Annotated in this window: 18 protein-coding genes; 11 read left to right on the top strand and 7 right to left on the bottom strand. The window is 64.5% G+C overall.

What is annotated here, in order from left to right:
* Positions 1 to 88: 88 nt before the first annotated feature.
* Positions 89 to 1,606 carry a cysteine--tRNA ligase gene (locus tag FE851_RS13285; RefSeq protein WP_145203068.1) on the bottom strand — a complete coding sequence of 506 codons (1,518 nt, stop codon included), beginning with the start codon at positions 1,604 to 1,606 and terminating at the stop codon, positions 89 to 91.
* Here FE851_RS13285 and FE851_RS26160 point away from each other — a divergent pair.
* The 3 genes from FE851_RS26160 (at position 1,589) to FE851_RS13275 (ending at position 3,023) form a co-directional block, all read left to right on the top strand.
* Positions 1,589 to 1,741: a hypothetical protein gene (locus FE851_RS26160; protein ID WP_186378816.1), complete on the top strand. Its 153-nt coding sequence runs from the start codon at positions 1,589 to 1,591 to the stop codon at positions 1,739 to 1,741. The genes FE851_RS13285 and FE851_RS26160 overlap by 18 nt on opposite strands.
* A 291-nt stretch (positions 1,742 to 2,032) precedes the next feature.
* Entirely contained in the window at positions 2,033 to 2,725 is a 693-nt protein-coding gene (locus FE851_RS13280) for a Bax inhibitor-1/YccA family protein (protein ID WP_019053111.1), read from the top strand.
* Positions 2,726 to 2,729: 4 nt separating this feature from the next.
* Positions 2,730 to 3,023 (top strand): zf-TFIIB domain-containing protein, encoded by a 294-nt coding sequence (locus FE851_RS13275; RefSeq protein ID WP_019053110.1) that lies wholly within the window; start codon positions 2,730 to 2,732, stop codon positions 3,021 to 3,023.
* 302 nt (positions 3,024 to 3,325) lie between these two features.
* Here FE851_RS13275 and polA read toward each other — a convergent pair whose 3' ends face one another.
* Both polA and FE851_RS13265 read right to left on the bottom strand, forming a co-directional pair.
* Positions 3,326 to 6,106, bottom strand: a complete 2,781-nt coding sequence (gene polA / locus FE851_RS13270) for a DNA polymerase I (protein WP_145204410.1) — start codon at positions 6,104 to 6,106, stop codon at positions 3,326 to 3,328.
* 112 nt (positions 6,107 to 6,218) lie between these two features.
* Entirely contained in the window at positions 6,219 to 7,352 is a 1,134-nt protein-coding gene (locus FE851_RS13265) for a serine hydrolase (RefSeq protein WP_145203065.1), read from the bottom strand.
* A gap of 170 nt (positions 7,353 to 7,522) precedes the next feature.
* Here FE851_RS13265 and FE851_RS13260 point away from each other — a divergent pair, with 170 nt between their 5' ends.
* Positions 7,523 to 8,368, top strand: a complete 846-nt coding sequence (locus FE851_RS13260; protein ID WP_145203062.1) for an alpha/beta fold hydrolase — start codon at positions 7,523 to 7,525, stop codon at positions 8,366 to 8,368.
* A 114-nt stretch (positions 8,369 to 8,482) separates the two neighbouring features.
* Here FE851_RS13260 and nadB read toward each other — a convergent pair whose 3' ends face one another.
* From nadB to purM, 4 genes are all read right to left on the bottom strand, one after another.
* A complete protein-coding gene (gene nadB, locus FE851_RS13255) occupies positions 8,483 to 10,087 on the bottom strand; it encodes an L-aspartate oxidase (protein ID WP_145203059.1) in 1,605 nt (534 codons plus the stop codon).
* A gap of 140 nt (positions 10,088 to 10,227) precedes the next feature.
* Positions 10,228 to 11,166, bottom strand: a complete 939-nt coding sequence (locus FE851_RS13250) for an ABC transporter ATP-binding protein (RefSeq protein WP_130751807.1) — start codon at positions 11,164 to 11,166, stop codon at positions 10,228 to 10,230.
* 41 nt (positions 11,167 to 11,207) lie between these two features.
* Positions 11,208 to 12,158, bottom strand: a complete 951-nt coding sequence (gene purN, locus FE851_RS13245; protein ID WP_017183820.1) for a phosphoribosylglycinamide formyltransferase — start codon at positions 12,156 to 12,158, stop codon at positions 11,208 to 11,210.
* An 86-nt stretch (positions 12,159 to 12,244) separates the two neighbouring features.
* The gene (gene purM, locus FE851_RS13240) at positions 12,245 to 13,339 is read right to left on the bottom strand and encodes a phosphoribosylformylglycinamidine cyclo-ligase (RefSeq protein ID WP_145203056.1); all 1,095 of its coding nucleotides are present in this window, start codon (positions 13,337 to 13,339) and stop codon (positions 12,245 to 12,247) included.
* A 227-nt stretch (positions 13,340 to 13,566) separates the two neighbouring features.
* Here purM and FE851_RS13235 point away from each other — a divergent pair, with 227 nt between their 5' ends.
* From FE851_RS13235 to FE851_RS13205, 7 genes are all read left to right on the top strand, one after another.
* On the top strand, positions 13,567 to 14,862 hold the full coding sequence (locus tag FE851_RS13235; protein WP_026002522.1) for a hypothetical protein: 1,296 nt from the start codon (positions 13,567 to 13,569) through the stop codon (positions 14,860 to 14,862).
* Positions 14,859 to 15,497 (top strand): chromosomal replication initiator DnaA, encoded by a 639-nt coding sequence (locus FE851_RS13230; RefSeq protein WP_145203053.1) that lies wholly within the window; start codon positions 14,859 to 14,861, stop codon positions 15,495 to 15,497. Before FE851_RS13235 ends, FE851_RS13230 begins: the two co-directional genes overlap by 4 nt.
* 5 nt (positions 15,498 to 15,502) lie before the next feature.
* Positions 15,503 to 17,641: an RNA degradosome polyphosphate kinase gene (locus FE851_RS13225; RefSeq protein WP_107123539.1), complete on the top strand. Its 2,139-nt coding sequence runs from the start codon at positions 15,503 to 15,505 to the stop codon at positions 17,639 to 17,641.
* A gap of 5 nt (positions 17,642 to 17,646) precedes the next feature.
* On the top strand, positions 17,647 to 19,170 hold the full coding sequence (locus FE851_RS13220; protein ID WP_130751810.1) for a Ppx/GppA family phosphatase: 1,524 nt from the start codon (positions 17,647 to 17,649) through the stop codon (positions 19,168 to 19,170).
* A 107-nt stretch (positions 19,171 to 19,277) separates the two neighbouring features.
* Entirely contained in the window at positions 19,278 to 19,949 is a 672-nt protein-coding gene (locus FE851_RS13215; RefSeq protein ID WP_017183826.1) for a queuosine precursor transporter, read from the top strand.
* A 220-nt stretch (positions 19,950 to 20,169) separates the two neighbouring features.
* Positions 20,170 to 21,087 carry an acetylglutamate kinase gene (argB, locus tag FE851_RS13210; protein WP_145204407.1) on the top strand — a complete coding sequence of 306 codons (918 nt, stop codon included), beginning with the start codon at positions 20,170 to 20,172 and terminating at the stop codon, positions 21,085 to 21,087.
* Between the two features lie 34 nt (positions 21,088 to 21,121).
* Positions 21,122 to 21,676, top strand: a complete 555-nt coding sequence (locus tag FE851_RS13205; RefSeq protein WP_145203050.1) for a DUF1993 family protein — start codon at positions 21,122 to 21,124, stop codon at positions 21,674 to 21,676.
* The last annotated feature ends 169 nt before the right edge of the window (positions 21,677 to 21,845 follow it).

The raw sequence follows: 21,845 nt of genomic DNA, 5'->3' as shown, positions 1-21,845 counted from the left end.
CATCGCCTGTCCCCTGACTCTGCCCCTACGGCATCCTTTGCGGGCGCGGGGGCTTTGGCGTCAAGTTACAAGCGTTCGGGCCGGACGATCATGCCAGGGTCAGGCGCCAGTCCCAGCGCAGCGGATCGCCATCCATGACATCGACCCCGCGCGCGATCAGGGCGTCGCGTATCTCGTCCGACAGGGCGAAATCCTTGTCGGCGCGCGCAGCGGCACGGCGTTCCAGTTCCGCTTCAATCTCTTCCGGCGCGATCTGCGCATCCTTGGGCTGGAGCCGCAGGTCGGCGCGGGTGAGGGTCATGAGGTTAAGACCCAGCGCCGCGTCGAAGGCTGCGATCAGGCAGAGTTTCTCATCCACCGGCACTTTCTTGAGCGCAATCGCCTCTTCCAGCAAAGGCAGCGCGCGCGGCGTCATCAGGTCATCGCTAATCGCGGCGTCAAACTGCTCCAGCAGGGGCGCGAGTTTGGGATGCATGTTGGCGCGCAAATAGTCGAGCCGGGGCGATTGCCACGTCACCCCTTCGGCGCGGGCTTTCAATCCCTCGACGCCCATGACCAGCCGCTTCAACCGGGTCAGAGCCGCACCGACCCCTTCCGCGCTGAATTCCAGTTCGCTGCGATAATGCGCGCCCAGGCACAGCAGGCGATAGGCCAGCGGATGCACGCCCGCGTCGATCAGCGAAAAGAGCGTGGTGAAACCGCCCTTCGACTTGCTCATCTTGCCGCTGCGATCGACCAGGAAATTATTGTGCATCCACCAGCGCGCGCCGGTGAAGCCCGCTTCGGCCGCGCCGACATCCGGACCGCAGCAGGCGTGAAAGGCCTGATTCTGGGCAATTTCATTGGGATGATGGATTTCGCGATGGTCGATGCCGCCGGTATGGATGTCGAACGGATGGCCAAGGCGCGCCTGGCTCATCACTGAACATTCCAGATGCCAGCCCGGCGCGCCCTTGCCCCACGGACTGTCCCATTCCATCTGCCGCTGTTCGCCGGGCGGCGACTTGCGCCAGATCGCAAAGTCGGACGGGTTGCGCTTGCCTGCGACCGGGTCGATCCGGGCATGGGCGGCATCGTCCCGCCCGCCTGCCAGCGCGCCATAATCAGGCACGGTCGCGCTGTCGAAATAGAGGCCGCTGTCCAGTTCATAGCAATGTGCTGGCGCGATCCGCTCGGCAAATGCGATCATCTGCGGCACATAGTCGGTCGCGACGGTCCATTCGCTGGGCGCGATGATGTTGAGGTCGGCGATATTCTGCTTGAAAGCCTGCGTGTAGTGGGCGGCAATGTCCCAGATGCTCTTGGCGCTGGCGCGGGCCGCCGCCTCCATCTTGTCATCGCCCGCGTCCGCGTCGCTGGTTAGATGGCCGACATCGGTGATGTTGATGATATGGGTGACCGACAGCCCCTTCCACAGCAGCGTCCGCCGCAAAGTGTCGGTAAAGACATAGGCGCGCAAATTGCCCAGATGCGCATAATTATAGACGGTCGGTCCGCAGCTATAGACGCGCGCATGATTGTCCTCGATCGGCGCGAACGGCTCGATCGGGCGGGTCAGGCTGTTGAACAGGCGCCAGGGCGCTGCGATATGCTGATCGTCGGACATGGCGCAGAGCCTGTCTCTTATACACATCTAGATGTGTATAAGAGACAGCTGTTGAACAGGCGCAAGGGCGCGGCGATATGCTGGTCGTCGGACATGGCGCAGAGCGATGACGCGAAGCGGCGCATGGGTCAATAAGAAGAAATCCTCGCCGCGCGGGGGAAGAACCGAGAATTTGTAATAAAATGTTGCGCCGGCCTCTGGCTCTTGTACCGGCGCGTTCCTCCGCCAATATGGTTGGTGCGGGCCGGGCCCCTCTGACGCGCTGGACTTCTCCCCCCTGGTCCAGCCGTGATGTCGGACCGCATCGGGTGCGCCCGGTGCAGGTTTTGCGGCAATTCCCCCCTCATATGCCGCAGGAGACCGCACCGGGCCACTCGAACCATATCTTGATGGATGGAGTGACCTTACGTGAATAATCCCGTTCGTATGCCGGGCTATGGTGCGAGCCGCACGGCGCAGACCGACGCCGGGCTGCGCGCGCACATGCTGGGCGTTTTCCGCAATATGGGCCTGGGTCTGGTGATTACCGGCCTGGTCGCGGCGTTCATCGGCAATACGCCGGTGCTGGCCGCTGCCATCTTCGGCACGCCGCTCAAATGGGTGGCGATCTTCGCGCCGCTGGCCTTTGTCTTTTTCTTCAGCTTCCGCATCGAAAAGATGACGACATCCGGCGCACGCATGGCCTTTTGGGCCTTCTCCGCCGTGATGGGCGTGTCGCTGGCCAGCGTCTTCCTGGTGTTCACCGGGGGCAGCATCGCGCAGGCCTTTTTCTCGGCCGCCGTCATGTTCCTGGCCATGTCGCTGTGGGGATATACCACGCAGCGTGACCTGACGAAGATGGGCAGCTTTCTGATCATGGGCCTCATTGGCATCATCGTCGCCAGCCTAATCAACATCTTCATCGGATCGTCGGCGATGGCGATGGTCATCTCGATCCTGGGCGTGGTGATCTTCACGGGCCTGACAGCCTGGGATACGCAGCGGATCAAGTCGGAATATTTCGCCTATGCCGGCCATGAAATGGCGGCGAAGATGCAGGTCATGGGCGCGCTGTCGCTGTACCTGAACTTCGTCAACCTGTTCCAGATGCTCCTCAGCCTGACCGGCGAGCGGGAGTAAGCGGATGCGGGACCAAGCGGCCGTATCGGCCATGCTCTGCCCGGTCTGTCACGTCGGATTGGCGATGACGGACCGGCAGGGGGTCGAAATCGACTATTGCCCGCAATGCCGGGGCGTGTGGCTGGACCGGGGCGAACTGGACAAGATTATCGACCGGGCCATGTCCGACACGGCTGCGCCCGCCCGGCCAGCGCCCTTCGCGCAACCCAGCTACCGCCCGGACCGCGATTATCGCGACGACGGGCGGGGCTACCCGAAAAAGCGCAAGAAGAGCTTTCTGGAAGAGCTGTTCGATTGATGGAAAGGCCGGTCCTGCTGGGCCGGCCGTTTTCATACACCCATACCCGTCATCCCCGCGAAGGCGGGGATCCAACTCACGCCAGTCGCGGATCGGGAGATGGGTTCCCGCTTTCGCGGGAATGACGGAAATTTTGACACGCTTCACCAGCGCGCGATTACTACTGCCGCTGTAAAACACGAGAACATTGCTATCACCGCGCCGGGCCAGCCCGTATATGGCGGGGCTGTTGCGAAACAGCAAAGAGCGTAAGTAGCGCGGCTATTTTTTGGGTCCCATCGGCTTGCTTGATCTTGAAAAGCTCAATGCGCGGCGCCCCAACTTGGCCCCGTGCCGATTTCCACGCCCAACGGCACGCTCAGTTTTACGATCGGCTCGGCGGCGCTTTCCATGACGCGGCGGATCACGGCGCTGGCGGCGTCCACATCGCCCTCCGGCAGTTCGAACACCAGTTCGTCATGCACTTGCAGCAGCATCCTGACGCCCGGCAGCCCCGCTGCCTCCAGCGCCGGTTCCATGCGCGCCATCGCCCGCTTGATGATGTCGGCGCTGGTCCCCTGGATCGGTGCGTTGATCGCGGCGCGCTCGGCGCCCTGCCGTTCGTGCTGGATCGATGCGCGGATGCGCGGGAACCAGGTCTTTCGCCCGAACAATGTTTCGGTATAGCCGCGTTCCCGCGCCTTCTCGATCGTTTCGTTGATATAGATGCTGATGCCGGGGAAGCGCTCATAATATTTGGCGATCATCTCCTGCGCCTCGTCCGCGCTGATCTCCAGCCGCCCGGCCAGTCCCCAGCGGGAAATGCCATAGAGGATCGCGAAATTGATCGTCTTGGCCCGCCCGCGCGTGTCGCGGTTGACCTCGCCAAACAGCTCCTTGGCGGTCGCCGCGTGAATATCCTCTCCCGCCGCGAACGCCTCTTTCAGCGCAGGCACATCAGCCATATGCGCGGCCAGCCGCAGCTCGATCTGGCTATAGTCCGCCGCCAATATGACATTGCCTGGTTCCGCGACAAAGGCGTGGCGGATCTGCCGCCCGACTTCGGTGCGGATCGGAATATTTTGCAGGTTGGGATCGGTCGAGGAAAGCCGTCCTGTCTGCGCCCCGGTCAGCGAGTAACTGGTGTGGACCCGGCCTGTATCCTTGTTGATCTGGGCTTGCAGCGCGTCGGTATAGGTGGATTTGAGTTTGGAAAGCTGACGCCATTCCAATATTTTGCTGGCGATCGGCGCGCCTTGCGCGGCCAGTTGCTCAAGGATGGTGACGTCGGTGGAATAGGCACCGGACTTGCCCTTCTTGCCGCCCTTATAGCCCATCTTGTCGAACAGGATCGCGCCCAGTTGCTGGGTCGATCCGATCGCGAAGGGTTGCCCGGCCAGTTCGTGTATCTCCGTCTCCAGCGCGGCGATGCCAGCGGTAAATTCGCCAGACAGCCGCGCCAGATGTTCGCGGTCCACCTTGATCCCGCGATGTTCCATCCGCGCGATCACCGGCACCAGCGGACGGTCGACCAGTTCATAGACGCGGTTTGCGCCTTCATTGGCTACCCGCGTCTTGAACAGCTTCCACAGGCGCAGCGTCACGTCCGCATCCTCGGCGGCATAGGCGGTCGCCTTGTCCAGCGGCACTTCTGCAAAGCTGATCTGGCTCTTGCCGGTGCCGACGACCTCCTTGAAGCTGATACACTCATGATTGAGGTGCGTGCGTGCGGCCTCATCCATGCCGTGGCCCGACAGGCTTTGACCGGCATCCAGGTCGAAGCTCATGACGATCGTGTCGTCGAACGGCGTGACGGCGATGTCGTGCCGCCGCAGCACGGTCATGTCATATTTCAGATTCTGCCCCACTTTCAGGACTGCATCATCCTCCAGCAGCGGTTTGAGCTTCGCCAGCACGGTCGCCAGCGGCAATTGCTCCGGCTTTTCGGCAAACATGTCGCGCCCGCCATGGCCGATCGGGATGTAGCAGGCCTTGTTGGGGCCGGTCGCCAGGCTCACCCCCACCAGCTGGCAGGACACGCAATCGAGCATGTCGGTTTCAGTGTCGACCGCGACGATCCCTTCCGCCGTCGCCTGTGCGATCCAGCGGTCGAGCGCTTCTTCGCTGACGACGGTTTCATACAGGCTGCGGTCGATCGCCGGTTCCGGCGGCGCGACCGGGGTGGCGACGGGTTCCGGCACGCCGGAGGAGACCGCGGCCACCGCGACGGCGGCGGCTGGGGCGCCCAGCCGGTTGAGCAGCGTTTTGAAGCCGTGATGCGTCAGGAAATCCTGCAACGGCTCCTTGGGAATACCCTTGAGCGCCAGATCCTCCAACGGTTCGGGCAGATCCATACTGTCATGCAGCGCCACCAGCCGCCGCGACAGGCGCGCCATTTCGGCATGGGCGATCAGATTTTCCTGCATCTTGGACTTCTTCATCGTCGGCGCTGCCTCCAGCGCCGCTTCCAGCCCGCCATATTCGACGATTAGCTTGGCCGCGGTCTTGGGACCGATGCCCGGCACACCCGGCACATTGTCCACGCTGTCGCCCATCAGCGCGAGCACGTCGCCCAGCTGGTCGGGCTGTACGCCGAATTTGCCGACGACATAATCGGCCCCGCGCCGTTCATTCTTCATCGTGTCATACATGTCGACGCCCGGCTGGATCAGCTGCATCAGATCCTTATCTGAACTCACGATGGTGACATGCCATCCCGCCGCAATCGCCGCCCTGGTATAGCTGGCGATCAGGTCGTCCGCTTCATATCCCGCCTCCTCGATACAGGGGAGGGAGAAGGCGCGGGTCGCGTCCCGAATCATCGGGAATTGCGGGACCAGGTCTTCGGGCGCGGGCGGGCGGTTCGCCTTATACTGGTCATACATATCGTTGCGGAAGGTGTGCGACCCCTTGTCCAGGATCACCGCCATATGCGTTGGCCCTTCCGCCTTGCCCAGTTCCTCCGCCAGTTTCCACAGCATCGTCGTATAGCCATAGACAGCGCCGACCGGCTGGCCATGCTGGTTGGTGAGCGGCGGGAGCTGATGATAGGCGCGAAAAATATAGCCGCTGCCATCGACGAGATAGAGGTGATTCTGGGTCATGGGGAAGGGGGATAGCGGGTTACGCATCCTCCCTCCAGTCGTCAGGTCGACAGAAAGCCCGGCGACCGGACCCGATCGATCAAACCCCGCGTCACCGGCGCGCGCCCTTATCTCATTTCGGCTCGTGGTTCGCCGCGACGGCCTTTGCCACAGCCTGCATCAGCGCCCAGCGTTCCGGGATGGAAACGGTGGTGCTGCCGATCATCACGGCGACCGCGTAGCTGGTGCCATCAGGCGCAGTCATGATGCCGACATCATTATATCCGGTGGAGCGTGGCGGCAGATCCTGGCCGGTTCCGGTCTTGTGCAGATAGGACCAGCCCGGCGGCACCCCGCCCTTGATCCGCTGCGGCCCGGTCTTGGCTTCCGACATGATCGACAGCAGCAGGCGGGAAGATGCGGACGATAGCATATCGCCCTGTTTCAGCCTTGCCAGCGCCTGGACGATCGCGGCGGGCGCCGCCCCATCGGGCGGGCTGGCGAGGTAATTGTCCAGCGCCTTCACCCGCGCGGCCATCGGCACCCTTGCGCGGGCAGTGTAGAAGTTGCGGCCGATCGCATAATCCTGCCGCCAGTCGAGCCCCGCCGTCGCCGATTGCAGCAGCCTTTCGCCCGGACCAAAGCGGATGTCCTTGATCATCCGCCGCGCCAGAAAGCCACGCACGGCGTCCGGCCCGCCGACCGCGCGCAGCAGCGTGTCGTTGGCGGTGTTGTCGCTTTGCGTCATGGCCCGGCGCATCAGGTCGGAATAGCTGGTGGTCCAGCCTTTGGTCCCGACCATCGCGGCGGTCGGCTGGTGAAACAGGGTCAGGTCGTTGCGGGTGATGGTCGTGGTGTCCGCCAGGCGCAGCTTGCCCCGGTCGACAGCGTCCAGGAACGTCATCGCGACCCAAAGTTTGGACACGCTCTGCTGCGGGAACAGCGCATTGCCATTCCATGCCACGGTCCAGTCCGCGCCGATCCTGCGAACGGCGATGCCCACCTTGCCCCGGAAACTTTGCCCCAGATTGCGCACGACGCTGACCAGCGCGGGGGAGGGCGTTTCTGTCTGGTCGATGTCCCTGTAGGGCAAGGGCGGGTTGGCGACCTTGCGGATCGGCCAGGTGTTGGTCGTGGGCTGCACGCCCTTGGGCGCGGCGGGGGCAGCCTGCGCCGGGCGCGGTTCGGGGGCGCTTACGCAGGCGGACAGCGCCGCCATCAACAGGACCAGGCGCGCAGAACCGCCCCGGCTATCATTCGATCTCATTCCATTCCCCGCACTCTGCAAGTGCCATTTAGGGTCAGCCGCCCGGTTGGCGGGCAAGGCCGATGCGACGAATGATTCCACAAATGCGATGTAAGGAGGCTTAACGGGGAACCGGCACGAAACCGCTTCCGCTCAGTTGCGGTTAAGCGGCGCAGCGGCAATAGGGCGGCATGATGGACAAAGGCATGGACAGGCGGGCGCTGCTCGGGGGGATGCTCGCGGCGAGCGGCCTGATGTGGGGCGGTACGGCGCAGGCCGCGCCCTTTACCTCGCGCCGGATCGCGGTGACGGTACGGGGCGCTGGGCGGGACGTGCTGCTGATCCCCGGCCTTGCCAGTGGTCCGGGCATCTGGAACGGGGTGCTGGGCGCGATGCCAGGCTATCGCTTCCATCTGGTTCAGGTGCGCGGCTTTGCAGGGTTGGCGGCGGATGCCAATGCCAGCGGCCCGCGGGTTCAGCCGCTGGCCGACGAAATTGCCCGCTACATCACGGTCTCTGGCCTCAAGCGCCCGGCGATCGTGGGTCATTCGATGGGCGGCACACTGGCGATGATGGTGGGGCTGAAGGGCGTGGCTGGCCGGGCAATGGTGGTCGACATGCTGCCAGCCGGGGCGGCGATGGTCGGCGGCACTGCCAGCGGCCTTGGCTTTCTCGCGGACCAGCTTGGCGGCTATCTGACCGGGACAGTCGCGGGGAGGCGCTATCTGGCGCAGATTGTCGGCCAGGCGCCCGGCGCCAGGGGCAGCGATCCCGAAGTCATCGCCAACGCCCTGCGCGATCTGGCGAATATCGATCTTGGCCCGCAACTCGCGCGCCTTTCTATCCCGCTTGAGATAGTCTATGCGGTCGGCGCGGACCGGGAGCAGGCAGCGGTCATCACCAGCCGGTTCCGCAGCGCCTATGCCCCCAAGAAGGATGCCGTGCTGCGCGCCATTGGCCCCAGCGGCCATATGGTGATGGCAGATCAGCCCGCACGCTTTCAGGCCGCGCTCGGTGCTTTCCTCAAGGATATTTGATAGGCGTCAAAGCGTGGTGCGAGCGACAGGGGTAGGGCGGAAATCGGATGCGCTTTCAGCGTCTCCCTCCTCCACCTTGAGGCGCGGCGCCGACCCGGCGACCGCGCCATTTTTTTACGGCGTCAGCACCGTGTCGACCGCCTTTTCCAGCATGTCGGGATAATCGAGGGTATAGTGCAGTCCCCGGCTTTCCTTGCGATGGAGTGCGGAGCGCACGACCAGCCGGGCGACTTCCAGCAGGTTGCGTAATTCGATCAGGTCCGGGGTGACGCGGAAATTGCCGTAATAATCATCGACCTCCTGCGCCAGCAGGGCGACGCGGTGCTGGGCGCGCTCCAGCCGCTTGGTGGTGCGGACGATGCCGACATAATCCCACATGAAGCGACGAATCTCTTTCCAGTTATGCTGGACGATGACTTCTTCGTCGCTGTTGGTCACGCGGCTTTCGTCCCATGGCCGGATGGGCGGCGGGGCGGGCAATTCGTCCCAGTGATGGCGGATATGTTTGGCGGCGGCTTCGCCGAACACGAAACATTCAAGCAGCGAGTTGGACGCCAGGCGATTGGCCCCGTGGAGGCCGCTTTCGGTCACTTCGCCGGCGGCATAGAGACCCGGCAGGTCGGTCCGGCCATCCAGGTCGATCACCACGCCGCCGCAGGTATAATGTTGCGCGGGGACGACCGGAATCGGCTCCTTGGTAATGTCGATGTCCAGGTCCAGCAGCCGGGCATAGATGGTCGGGAAATGGTGCCGCACAAACTCCGGTGGCTTGTGGCTGATGTCGAGATGGACATAATCGAGGCCCAGCCGCTTGATTTCATGGTCGATGGCGCGGGCCACCACGTCACGCGGGGCCAGTTCCTCGCGCGGGTCGAAGCGCGGCATGAAGCGCTCGCCGCCGCCCGGCACGCCGGGCGGCAGTTTCAGATGCCCGCCTTCACCGCGCACCGCTTCGGTGATCAGGAAATTCTTGACCTCCAGATTATAGAGGCAGGTCGGGTGGAACTGGTTCATTTCCATGTTCGACACGCGGCAACCCGCACGCCAGGCCATGGCGATGCCGTCGCCGGTGGCGCCGCGCGGGGCAGTGGAGAAAAGATAGGTGCGGCCCGCGCCCCCGGTGCACAGGATCGTCGCCTTGCCCAGCAGCGCATCGACATGCTTGGTCTTCTTGTTGAAGGCATAGACGCCCCAGACATGGCCATCGCCTGAATAGCGCTCGCCATGGCGGGAGGTGATGAGGTCGATCGCGATCAGATCGTCGATCAGGGTGATGTTGGGATTGGCGCGGGCGGCCTTCAGCAGGGCGACCTGCACCGCATGGCCGGTGGCATCATCGACATGGACGATGCGGCGATGGCTGTGCCCGCCCTCGCGCGTCAGGTGCCAGCGATCGCCGAAATCCTCACCTGCGTTGAACGGAACGCCGAGTTTGGCGAGGCGCTCGATCGCGGCAGGCGCTTCGGACACGACAAACTCGACCGTAGCGCGATCATTGAGGCCAGCGCCCGCGACCATCGTATCTTCGACATGCGCCTCGAAACTGTCACCGGCGTCGAGTACGGCGGCGATGCCGCCCTGCGCCCAGTTGGTCGACCCGCCGTCCAGCGCGCCCTTGGCCAGCACCAGCACCTTGCGATCCTGCGCGAGGTTGATGGCGGCCGTCAGCCCCGCAGCGCCGGAGCCGATGATGATGACGTCGTGGGTGGTTGTGGGCATCGTCGTCCTAGATACTCTTTTTCCGTTCGTCCTGAGCGAAGTCGAAGGTCGGGGCCGAACGGAGTGAGGTTTTGCCTTCGCTACGCTCAGGCGAGGGCTTCGACAAGCTCAGCCCGAGCGGAGACTGGAACAGCCCACCCTCACGCCGCCGCCGTCAGATTGAGGAACACATCCTCCAGATCCGGGTCGCGCGTCACGACGTCGACGATCGCCAGGCCGCTGGCCTGCACGGCGCTGAGCACCTGACCCGCATTGGCGCGGTCCTTGAGGTAGGTGATGGTCAGCGTGCGGTCGCCCGATCGTTCGACCTTCTCGAAACAGGGGGCGTCGGGCGGGGTCGTAATGTCGCGGTCCACGGTCACCTGCACCACCTTTTCCTGCGCCATGTCGACCAGTTCGCGGGTCGGCTTGTCGGCGATCAGGCGGCCATGGTTGATGATGCCGATGCGGTCGCACAGTTCCTCGGCCTCTTCCAGATAATGGGTCGTCAAGACGATGGTGACGCCCAGCGCGTTGAGTTCGCGCACATAGGCCCAGAGTTGCTGGCGCAATTGCACGTCGACGCCCGCGGTCGGCTCATCGAGCACCAGGATCGGGGGGGAATGGACCATCGCCTTGGCCACCAGCAGGCGGCGCTTCATGCCGCCCGACAATGTGCGGGCATAGGCGTGCGCCTTGTCCTCCAGATGGACGGCGCGCAGCAATTCCATCGATCGGCGCTGACCCTTGGGCACGCCATAATAGCCGGCCTGATTTTCCAGCGTCTCGAAGGGCGTGAAGAAGGGGTCGAACACGATTTCCTGCGGCACGATGCCGATGGAGTTTTTCGCGTTGCGCGGATTGACGTCCGTATCGAAGCCCCAGATGCGCGCTGTGCCCGACGTCTTGTTGACCATGCCCGCAAGGATATTGATCGTCGTCGATTTGCCTGCGCCATTGGGGCCGAGCAGACCGTAAATCTGGCCGCGCGGGATCGACAGGTTCATGCCGTCGAGCGCGCGCTTGCCGCCCTTGTAGATTTTGGTGAGATTGCTGATCTCGATGGCGGCCTCTGGGGCGGATGCGGGCGTTTCGGTCATGGCTCCACTCTATGGTGATCCGGCCGGGCAAAGGGAAGGGGTCAGAATTCGTCCGCAATGTCCATCAGGCCAAGCAACTTGCGCGGAGCGACCTGACGCCAGCTTTCGCGCAGCCGTTGCGCCACATGGTCCCAGTCCGTGTCGCCAAGGTCCAGCCGGATGCCGACCCATTCATTGCCGAAATAGGCGGGGCGGTAATAGCGGGCCGGGTCGGCTTCGATCAGGCTGGCCTGTTCTTCGGGCGCTGTGGTTTTGACCAGCAGGGCAATGATGCCGTCGCCATGATGGTCGCGCGTGAAATAGGCGAATTTCTTGCCCTTGACGATGCCGAAGCAGGGCATGCCGTGCGAAACAATCTCGTCCGCCTGCGGCAGGGCCAGCGCGCTTTCGCGGACCTTGTTGAGCAGCCAGTCGGGCTGGCGTTCGCGGGTGACGAAATCGGCCAGCGTGCGAGAATAGAGCTGATGTTCGGCGATGAGGATGCGGGCGGCCAGGCTGTCGGCGGTGTCGCCGGGCAGGATCGCCACGGCGGTCTGGCCCAGCACCGGGCCATCGTCCAGTTCGGCGGTGACGATATGGACCGAGCAACCGGCATGGCTGTCGCCCGCGTCGATGGCGCGCTGGTGGGTGTCCAGCCCCTTATATTTGGGCAGCAGGCTGGGGTGGATGTTGAGCATCCGGCCTTCCCAACCCGACACGAATTCGGGCGACAACAGGCGCATATAGCCCGCCAGCGCCACATATTGCGCGCCCGCCGCGCGCAGCTTTGCGTCAATGATCCGGTCGAATTCGGCGCGCTTATGGCCTTTATGGCTTTGGCCGAAGGTGGGGATGCCCTCCGCTGCGGCCAGCGTCAGGCCAGCGGCATCGGGATCGTTGGCGGCGACCAGTACGATCTCATAGGGGCAGCTTTCCGCCTTGGCCGCATAGAGCAGCGCCGCCATGTTGGACCCGCGACCGGAGATCAGGACGCCGACTTTTGCCTTTTGCATAACAACATCCGTTCGGTTCGAGCGAAGTCGAGAACCCTGGCGCGACCGTTTCTCGACTTCGCTCGAAACGAACGGAGGGGGTGATTTTAGCCCAGATGCGTGGCGCGCCAGTCGGCCTTGCCGCTCCATGTCTCGACCGAGCCGCGCACGGTGCAGCCCTTCTCGCCCGCCTGCACTTCGCCGATGCGATGGACGGTTTCGCCCGCAGCTTCGAGCGCGGTGGTGACGCCTGCGACATGGTCTTCTTCGACGCTCAGCACCATGCCGATGCCGCAGTTGAAGGTCCGCGCCATTTCGCCCGGTTCGATGTGGCCCTGCGCCTGGAGGAAGGCCATCAGGCGCGGCTGGTCCCATGCGTCGGCATCGACCATCGCATGGCAGCCGTCGGGCAGGACGCGCGGGATATTTTCCAGCAGTCCGCCGCCGGTGATGTGGGCCAGCGCATTGATCATCCCGGCGCGGACCAGAGGCAGCAGGCTTTTCACATAGATTTTGGTGGGCGCCATCAGCGCGTCGATCAGCAAAATATCCTGATCGAAAATGGCGGGGCGGTCGAGCTTCCAGCCCTTGTCGGCGGCAAGGCGGCGGACCAGCGAGAAACCGTTGGAATGGACGCCGGAGGATGCCAGGCCCAACAGCACGTCGCCGACCTTGACCCGATTGCCGGTCAGCGCCTTCTGCCGTTCGACCGCGCCGACGCAGAAACCGGCCAGATCATAGTCGCCCGGCCCGTACATGCCGGGCATTTCGGCGGTTTCGCCGCCAATCAGCGCGCAACCGGCGATCCGGCACCCCTCGGCTATCCCGGCGATGACACGTTCGGCGACGCCGCTCTCCAGCTTGCCGGTGGCATAATAGTCGAGGAAGAAAAGCGGCTCGGCCCCCTGGACGATCAGGTCGTTGGCGCACATGGCGACCAGGTCGATGCCCACGCCATCATGGCGATCATGGTCGATCGCAAGCTTCAATTTGGTGCCGACGCCGTCATTGGCCGCGACCAGCAGCGGATCGTCATAGCCTGCGGCCTTCAGGTCGAAAAAGCCGCCAAATCCGCCAAGTTCGGCGTCTGCGCCAGGGCGGCGGGTCGCCTTGGCCAGCGGCGCGATGGCGCGGACGAGGGCGTTGCCCGCGGCGATGTCGACGCCAGCCTTGGCGTAGCTGTAGGATTCGTTCTCACTCATGGGGGAGCGCCCTAGAGCAAAGGCGGGCAAAACGGAACCGTCGATCTTGGCGGCATCATTGCACATCCGTTCGCCCTGAGCGACGTCGAAGGGCTTTACCGAGCGTAGCGGGGTGCTTCACTGCGTTCAGCAGAGGGCTTCGACTTCGCTCAGCCCGAACGGTAGGGGGTGGGGCATAGTGAAGGTTGGCGCTTGGCATCCTGGGCAAATCCCGCCAAAAGGCGCTCGTGAGCCTGAGCCAGACCCTTAATCGCCTGCCGTTCCAGCCCGGCGCGCTGCTGCGCGCCGTGTCGCGCCCGGTCCAGATCCTCCTCGCCATCGCCATCGGCCTGATTGCCGCAGCGCTGTTTGCGCAGATGGAGGGGGAGCGGGGCGTCCCGCCGATCGCCAGTGGCGGCGATTTCGAGGTGCGCGGCGTCAAGGTCGATGTCGTCGCCAAGGATGCAGACAGCGCCCGCTATGCCGGGTGGCGGATGGCGCAGCGGCAGGCGTGGCGGATGCTGTGGACGCGCACCCATGGCGGCGGCGGCGCGCCGGCCCTGTCCGATTCGCAGATCGAGGCGATGGTTTCGGGCATAGAGATTGATTTCGAGCAGGCCGGACCGACCCGTTATGTCGCGACATTGGGCATATTGTTCGACCGGGCACGCACCGGGCAATTGCTGGGCGTGTCGGGGAATGTCATGCGGTCGCCGCCGCTGCTGGTGATACCGGTTCTGTGGGATGGCGGATCTGCGGTGTCCTATGAACGCACCAATGAATGGCAGAAGGCCTGGGCGCGGTATCGCACCGGCGACAGCGCGATCGACTATGTGCGCGTGGCCGGGTCGGTCGCGGACCCGATATTGCTGACGGCCGGACAGACCGGGCGGCGCGGACGCCTGTGGTGGCGGGTGCTGCTCGACCAATATGGCGCGGCCGACGTGGTGATCCCGATCGCGCGGCTGGACCGCGCCTATCCCGGCGGCCCGGTGACCGGCACCTTCACCGCGCGCTATGGCCCGGACAACAGCCTGATCGGCAGCGTGACGCTGCGCGCGTCCAATGCCAGCGGCGTCGCGCAGATGCTGGACGAGGGCGCGCGGCGGATCGATGAAATGTATATTCGCGCACTCAATGATGGCCGCCTGCGCCCCGACCCGTCGCTGATCATCGAGGAGCCGGTCGATCCTGACGCGCTGGCGATCGAGAATGCGACGGATACGGTGATCGAGACGGACGATCTGCCGACGGCGGCCAGCACGAGCGGCACCAGCAGTTTCGCGATCCAGTTCGACACGCCCGATGTCGGGTCGATCAGCGCGGGCGAATCGGCGGTGCGGGCGATCCCCGGCGTGCGGTCGGCATCGACCAGCAGCCTGGCGCTGGGCGGCACGTCGGTCATGCAGGTCAGCTTTGACGGCACGGTGGATATGCTGCGCAACGGGTTGCAGGCGCGCGGCTATACCGTCAGCGTATCAGGCACGACCCTGCGCATCGTGCGCAGGCAGGCGCCGCAGCCGACGCCACCATCACAGCAATGAGCCAGATCAGCCTGCCTTTCGACTGGCAAGGCGCGGCCAGCGGCGGAGATTTTCTGGTCAGCGACGCCAATGCCCAGGCGGTCGCCCATCTGGAACGCTGGCGCGACTGGCCGCTGTCGGTGAGCGTGCTGACCGGGCCGCCCCTGTCGGGCCGATCGACGCTGGCGCGCCATTTCGCGCAGATGAGCGGTGGCAGTGTGATCGACGATGCGCAGGGAAAGGACGAACATGCGCTGTTCCATGCCTGGAACGAGGCGCAGACGAGCCGCCAGCCATTGCTGATGATCGGCCATGCGCCCCCCGCCAGCTGGACCGTGGCGCTGCCCGACCTGCGATCGCGGCTGGCCGCTGCGCCCCATGTCGCGATCGCCGAACCGGACGAGGCGCTGGCGCGCGCGCTGATCGAGCGCCAGTTGGGCGCGGCGGGGGCACGCTTCGCCGCCGACCTGCCCGACTGGCTGTTGCGCCGGATCGAGCGCAGCTATGGCGCAATCGCGGCGGTTACGCGGCTGCTCGACCAGACGGCTTTGTCATCTGGCCGTAAGATTTCCATCTCAATGGCAAAAGACTGCCTGCAAGGCGCTGGCTATCTGCCTATAGTAGCGCCCGACCCTTCCCTCGATCCGTGCGAGTGATCCCAGTGGCCGAAGCCGATCCCGCGACCAGCCTGACCCAGCCGATGGGTCGCTATTTCAACCGTGAGCTGTCCTGGCTGGCGTTCAACCAGCGCGTGCTGGAAGAGGCGATGAACCGCGCCCATCCGCTGCTGGAGCGGTTGCGCTTCCTGTCGATTTCCGGCGCCAATCTGGACGAATTCTTCTCCGTTCGGGTCGCGGGCCTCAAGGGGCAGCAATTGCAGGATGTGGACATGTGTTCGGCCGACGGGCTGACCGCGGGGCAGCAATTGACGGCCATTGCGGCGGAAACCGACCGGCTGATGCAGGCACAGCAGAAGGTGTGGGGCGTCGTCCATGGCGAGCTGGCGCAGGTGGGGATCGAAGTGGTCGGCCCTACCAGTCCGATCGATCCGCTGAGCGAAGCCTGGCTGCGGGACCATTTCCTGAACCAGATTTTCCCGATCCTGACGCCGCAGGCGCTGGACCCGGCCCATCCCTTTCCCTTCATCCCCAATCAGGGCTTGTCGATCGTCTTCGACCTGCAACGCCTGTCGGACAAGCAGCCGATCCGTGAACTGGTGATGATCCCCGCGTCGCTTGCACGCTTTGTCCGCATTCCCGGCGAACCGGCGCGTTACATGGCGCTGGAGGCGGTGGTGCGGCGTTTTTCGGTGGATCTGTTCCCCGGATATATGGTGCGCAACAGCGGCGTGTTCCGCATCATCCGCGACAGCGACATCGAGATCGAGGAAGAGGCCGAGGATCTGGTCCGCCACTATCGCAGCGCGATCAAGCGCCGCCGCCGGGGCCGCGTCATCCGGATGGAGATAGAAGAGCGCATCCCCGAACCGGTCGAGGAGATGTTGCAGGACATGCTTCAGGGCCATGAGGCCGTAGTGGTCGAGGTGGAGGGGTTCATCGGCATCGGCGACCTGTCCGGCGTCGTCGAGGAGGATCGGCCAGACCTGAAATTCGAACCCTATGCGCCGCGCTTTCCCGAACGCATCCGCGAATATGGCGGCGACTGTTTCGCCGCGATCCGGGCCAAGGATATTGTCGTCCACCATCCCTATGAGGCGTTCGACGTCGTCGTCGCGTTTCTGAAGCAGGCAGCGGTCGATCCCGATGTGGTGGCGATCAAGCAGACGCTCTATCGCGCGGGCAAACAGTCCGCGATCATCCGCGCGCTGATCGACGCGGCGGAGGCGGGCAAGTCCGTGACCGCCGTGGTCGAATTGAAGGCGCGGTTCGACGAAGAGCAGAACCTGATGTGGGCCGACGCGCTGGAGCGGGCCGGCGTGCAGGTCGTCTATGGCTTCATCGACTGGAAAACCCACGCCAAAGTGTCGATGGTGATCCGGCGCGAGGGGGATCAGTTTCGCAGCTACTGCCATTTTGGCACCGGCAATTATCATCCGGTCACGGCCCGCATCTATACCGATCTGAGCTTCTTCACCGCCGATCCGGCCTTCAGCCGGGATGCCGCCGCGCTGTTCAACTATATCACCGGCTATGTTGAGCCGCAGGGGCTGGAAAAGCTGGTCATGTCCCCGCGCAGCCTGCGCGATCATCTGTGCGCGATGGTGGATGCCGAGATCGACCATGTCCGCGCCGGTCGCCCCGGCACCATCTGGGCCAAGATGAACAGCCTGGTCGACCCGGCGCTGATCGAAAAACTCTATGCCGCCAGCAATGCCGGGGTGCAGATAGACCTGATCGTGCGGGGCATTTGCTGCCTGCGCCCCGGCGTGCCGGGCATGTCGGAGCATATCCGGGTCAAGTCGGTGGTCGGCCGTTTTCTGGAACATAGCCGCATCGCCGTGTTCGGCAATGGCAAGGCGCTGCCCAATAACGGTGCCAAAGTCTATATCAGTTCGGCTGACTGGATGCCGCGCAACTTCGACCGGCGCGTCGAATTCCTGGCCCCGATCGAAAATCCGACCGTGCATGATCAGATTTTGGACCAGGTGATGGTCGCCAATCTGATCGACAGCGAACAAAGCTGGACGCTCGACAGCACGGGGCATTACACCAGGCTCGATCCGGGCGACAAGCCGTTCAACCTGCACCGCTATTTCATGACGAACCCGTCCCTGTCGGGGCGCGGCGCGGCGCTGGACAATGAAGCGGTGCCGACATTGCGCCTGCGCGGGCGGACCTGAGCCTGATGAATTCCATGCTCAGCCGGGTCCGCGAAGCGGCGCATACGATGACGATGTCGGCGCAACCGACGACGGGTCGCACCGCGATCATCGACATTGGTTCCAACAGTGTGCGTCTGGTGGTGTATGACGGGCCGCGCCGCATCCCGTTCATCCTGTTCAACGAAAAGGTGATGGCGGGGCTGGGCGCGGCGCTGGCGCGGACCGGACAGATCGAGCCGGAACCGATGGAGCGCGGGCTGCGCGCGGCCGAACGCTTTGCCCATCTGTGCCGACAGATGAAGGTTGCCGATATTCGCTGCGTGGCGACCGCGGCGGTGCGGGACGCGACCAACGGGCCGGAATTCATCGCCCGCGCTGCCGCCATGGGGCTGACGGTGGAATTGCTGTCGGGCCGGCAGGAAGCAGTCGGCGCGGCGATGGGCGTGCTGTCGGGCATTCCGCATGCGGACGGCATAGTCGGCGATCTGGGCGGCGGCAGTCTGGAACTGGCGCGGATCAGGGACGGGCAGGTGCATGACACCATATCCCTGCCGCTGGGCGTACTGCGCCTGCCGCAAATCCGCGCCAAGGGGCCAAGATTGCTGGAACGGCAGGTGGCCAAGATGCTGGCCGATGCGGGGTGGCAGCAGGCGCCTGACCTGCCATTCTATCTGGTCGGCGGGTCGTGGCGGGCGCTGGCGCGGTTCGACATGCAGCTGACCCAGTTTCCGCTGCCGGTGGTGCATCAATATGAAATGCCCGCGACCCGCGCCGAGCAACTGATCCGTATCGTGTCCCATGTCGATCGCGCGCGGTTGAAGGAAATTCCGGGCATGAGCGGGTCGCGCGTGCCGACGCTGGGCGATGCGGCGGCGTTGCTGTCGGTGGTCGTGCGCCAGTTGCGGTCGAGCCGTCTGGTCGTGTCCGCCTATGGCCTGCGCGAGGGGTTGCTGTTCGAAGGGCTGCCGCCCGAAATTCGGGCGCATGATCCGCTGCTGGTCGCAGCCGAAGCGGAGGGGGAGGCGCAATCGCGGTTTCGCGGCCATGGCGACCGGATCGAGCGCTGGATCGCGCCCCTGTTCGCCGATGATGCGCCCGCCGCGCGCCGTATCCGCCGCGCTGCCTGCCTGCTGGCCGATGTCGGTTGGCGCGCCAATCCCGATTTCCGCGCCGAACGGGGCATGGAGATTGCGCTGCACAGCAATTGGGTGGGTATCACCGCGGCGGAGCGGGCGATGCTGGGGCAGGCGTTGTTCAGCCATTTTGGCGGTGGCACGGCGATCGCGCCGGGGCTGGAACGGCTCGCCAGTGCCGAGGCGCTGCGCCGGGCGATGCTGTGGGGGCTGGCGATCCGACTCGCGCAGCGCCTGTCCGGCGGGGTCGAGCGGCCACTGACCCATACGCGGCTGACGTTGCGGGACGGGCTGCTGCTGCTGGAACTGGACAGCGACGATGTGGCGCTGGGCGGCGAAGTGGTGGAACGGCGGTTGCGGCATCTGGCGCAGACGCTGGGCGTGAAATATCGGCTGGTGCGGGGTGAGGGGTAGGGACTTCAACAGGTTCGTCATGCCAGTGGACGCGGGGATGACGGACCGAGCAACACACCCGCACTGCCCACCTTCCCCTGCCGCGTAATCTTGGCTAAGCCCCGGCGATGACATCTTCTCCCGCGCCGCTCAGCCGATCGCTCTTTGGCTTTTCGATCTTTTATGGCGGCATGGTCTGCATTGCGGGCGTGCTGGGCAACAAGCAGGTGACGCTGGGGCCGGTGTCGGCGATCGGGCCAGCATTGGGGCTGGGTCCGCTGGCGGTGGAGGCAGGCATCTTCGCCTTCCTGCTGCTGGTGACGATTTCCAGCGCAGTGGCCGAACTTCACGGTCGCGCGGTGGCCAACCGGCTGGTGCAGATCGGCTTCCTGCCGCTGATCGCCTCTATCCTGCTGTCGGTCCTGGTCCTGGCGGCTCCCGCTGCGGGAGATATGGACCCGGCCCGCGCCCAAGCCTTTGCCATGATGATGGGCGGCACGCCGCGCATCTGGGCGGGCGGCATCATCGCCTATGGCGTGTCGCAGACATTGAACGTGACCCTGTTCGCGATGCTCAAGGGGCGGGAGGGTGGCCGCCTGCTGTGGCTGCGCGCGGCGGTGGCGAGCATCCTGTCGCAGATCGCCGACACGCTGCTGTTCGTGACGATCGCCTTTTACGGCGTCTTTCCGATCGGCGAGCTGCTGCTGGGCCAGATGCTGGCCAAGGTCGTGCTGTCCGCATTGCTGGTGCCGCCGGTCATTTATCTGCTGGTCGCGCTGGGGCGGCGGCTGGACCGCTGAGGGCGGCGGCAGTCGACCCCGGCAATGTGCGACAGTAAGCCGAACATATGCACGATAATGGCAAAAATGGATTAGTTAGCTAACTAATCGAATTGTAAACGCGGTGTTGCGCGGCTTTGGGGGTCTGGCTTCGATAGCTTTGACGGCGTCGAATGATGCCGGTTGGCGTGTGAGGCGGGCGGGCGCGCGTCGCTTCTTGCTCCTCGCCCGCTTTGCCCCTATGCGCCCGCGCATGACCAGTTCGCATGATCCCGTCCCGGCGCTGCTCGCCAAGGCTGAAACCCTCGTCGAGGCGCTGCCCTATATGCAGCGCTATGCGGGCAAGACCTTCGTCGTGAAATATGGCGGCCATGCGATGGGCGACCCGGAAGCGGCGCGCGATTTTGCCGAGGATGTCGTGCTGATGAAGGCGGTCGGCATCAATGTCGTCGTCGTCCATGGCGGGGGGCCGCAGATCGGCGCGATGCTCAAGAAGCTGGGCGTCGAATCGGAATTTATCGGCGGGCTGCGCGTGACGGACGCGGAAACCGCCAAGATCGCCGAAATGGTGCTGGCCGGTTCCATCAACAAGGAAATCGTCGGCTGGATTGCGGGCGCTGGTGGCCGGGCGGTCGGCATTTCCGGCAAGGATGGCGGGCTGGTCGTCTGCGAAAAGGTGCTGGGCAAGCGCGAGGCGGACCCCAATTCGGGGATCGAGCGCAATGTGGACCTTGGCTTTGTCGGCGATCCGGTAAAGGTCGACCGGCGTATTCTGGATACGCTGACGCAGGACGGGATCATTCCGGTCGTCGCGCCGGTTGGCATCGGCGCGGATGGCGATACCTATAATGTCAACGCCGACACGATGGCGGGCGCGATCGCCGCAGAACTGGGCGCGTCGCGCTTCTTCCTGCTGACCGACGTGGCGGGCGTGCTGGACAAGAACAAGAATCTGCTGACCGATCTTGATCCCGCCGCGATCGAGGTGCTGCAACAGGATGGCACGATCAGCGGCGGCATGATCCCGAAGCTGGAAACCTGCGTCAAGGCGGTCGAGGGCGGGGTGGACGCCGCGGTCATTCTGGACGGGCGGGTGCCGCATGCCATGCTGCTGGAAATCTTCACCAAGCGCGGTGCGGGCACGCTGATCCGCAAATAAGCCGTCGCCTGCCCCCTGTCCGGAGAGCCGATCCATGTCGCTGACCAATCTTCTAGTCCCGACCTTTGTGCAGATGCTCAATCGTCTGTCCACCTGGCTGGAAAAGGCGGATGGTTCCACCGGCGATGCACTGCTGTCCGCGCGTCTGGCGCCCGACATGTTCCCCCTGTCGACGCAGATTCGCTTCGCCTGTGTGCAGGCGCAGGAAGCGATGTGTCGACTGAAGGGAGAGGATTTTCCGGATTCGCTGGGCGCGTTGCGCGATGAGGGGCGCAATGGGGCGGAGCATCCCGGTTCGATCGCGGATGCCAAGGGCCGGATCGCGCAAACCCTGACCTTGCTGGAGGGGCTGGCCCCCGACGCGCTGGATGCTGCTGCTGGCACGATGATTGCCCATGCGCTGCCCAACGGGATGATTTTGGATCTGACCGCCGAGCAATATGCGCGCGACTGGGCGCTGCCCCAATTTTATTTTCACCTGATGACGGCCTATGCGATCCTGCGGGCCAATGGGGTGGACCTGGGCAAGGCGGACTATGTCGCGCACCTGTTCCCCACTATCCGGCCGGGAACGATGCCGACCGCCTGATCGGACCTTTCCCGGCGCGGCGAACGCCCGGTCAGCATCGCGCCGATGCGATCATGCGCCGGTTCGGCCCGATCCCCTATGTGCCTGTGATGCCCATGCCAGCCACGAAAAAGCTTTCGGAAAGCGTGCGGCGATGCTTGTCCCCCGGCCATCGGACGGGGTAGAGAGA

The organism is Sphingobium sp. B2 (assembly GCF_007693735.1).
Lineage (GTDB): Bacteria > Pseudomonadota > Alphaproteobacteria > Sphingomonadales > Sphingomonadaceae > Sphingobium > Sphingobium xenophagum.
The sequence above is the reverse complement of the archived record's forward strand: the minus strand, read 5'-3'. Positions and strand labels throughout refer to the sequence as shown.

Excerpts from the sequence above, each read along its gene's own strand:
- FE851_RS26160 (WP_186378816.1), top strand. The coding sequence starts at position 1,589 with ATGCTGATCGTCGGACATGGCGCAGAGCCTGTCTCTTATACACATCTA.
- FE851_RS13285 (WP_145203068.1), bottom strand. The coding sequence starts at position 1,606 with ATGTCCGACGATCAGCATATCGCAGCGCCCTGGCGCCTGTTCAACAGC.
- FE851_RS13280 (WP_019053111.1), top strand. The coding sequence starts at position 2,033 with ATGCCGGGCTATGGTGCGAGCCGCACGGCGCAGACCGACGCCGGGCTG.
- FE851_RS13275 (WP_019053110.1), top strand. The coding sequence starts at position 2,730 with ATGCGGGACCAAGCGGCCGTATCGGCCATGCTCTGCCCGGTCTGTCAC.
- polA (WP_145204410.1), bottom strand. The coding sequence starts at position 6,106 with ATGACCCAGAATCACCTCTATCTCGTCGATGGCAGCGGCTATATTTTT.
- FE851_RS13265 (WP_145203065.1), bottom strand. The coding sequence starts at position 7,352 with ATGAGATCGAATGATAGCCGGGGCGGTTCTGCGCGCCTGGTCCTGTTG.
- FE851_RS13260 (WP_145203062.1), top strand. The coding sequence starts at position 7,523 with ATGATGGACAAAGGCATGGACAGGCGGGCGCTGCTCGGGGGGATGCTC.
- nadB (WP_145203059.1), bottom strand. The coding sequence starts at position 10,087 with ATGCCCACAACCACCCACGACGTCATCATCATCGGCTCCGGCGCTGCG.
- FE851_RS13250 (WP_130751807.1), bottom strand. The coding sequence starts at position 11,166 with ATGACCGAAACGCCCGCATCCGCCCCAGAGGCCGCCATCGAGATCAGC.
- purN (WP_017183820.1), bottom strand. The coding sequence starts at position 12,158 with ATGCAAAAGGCAAAAGTCGGCGTCCTGATCTCCGGTCGCGGGTCCAAC.
- purM (WP_145203056.1), bottom strand. The coding sequence starts at position 13,339 with ATGAGTGAGAACGAATCCTACAGCTACGCCAAGGCTGGCGTCGACATC.
- FE851_RS13230 (WP_145203053.1), top strand. The coding sequence starts at position 14,859 with ATGAGCCAGATCAGCCTGCCTTTCGACTGGCAAGGCGCGGCCAGCGGC.
- FE851_RS13220 (WP_130751810.1), top strand. The coding sequence starts at position 17,647 with ATGAATTCCATGCTCAGCCGGGTCCGCGAAGCGGCGCATACGATGACG.
- FE851_RS13215 (WP_017183826.1), top strand. The coding sequence starts at position 19,278 with ATGACATCTTCTCCCGCGCCGCTCAGCCGATCGCTCTTTGGCTTTTCG.
- argB (WP_145204407.1), top strand. The coding sequence starts at position 20,170 with ATGCGCCCGCGCATGACCAGTTCGCATGATCCCGTCCCGGCGCTGCTC.
- FE851_RS13205 (WP_145203050.1), top strand. The coding sequence starts at position 21,122 with ATGTCGCTGACCAATCTTCTAGTCCCGACCTTTGTGCAGATGCTCAAT.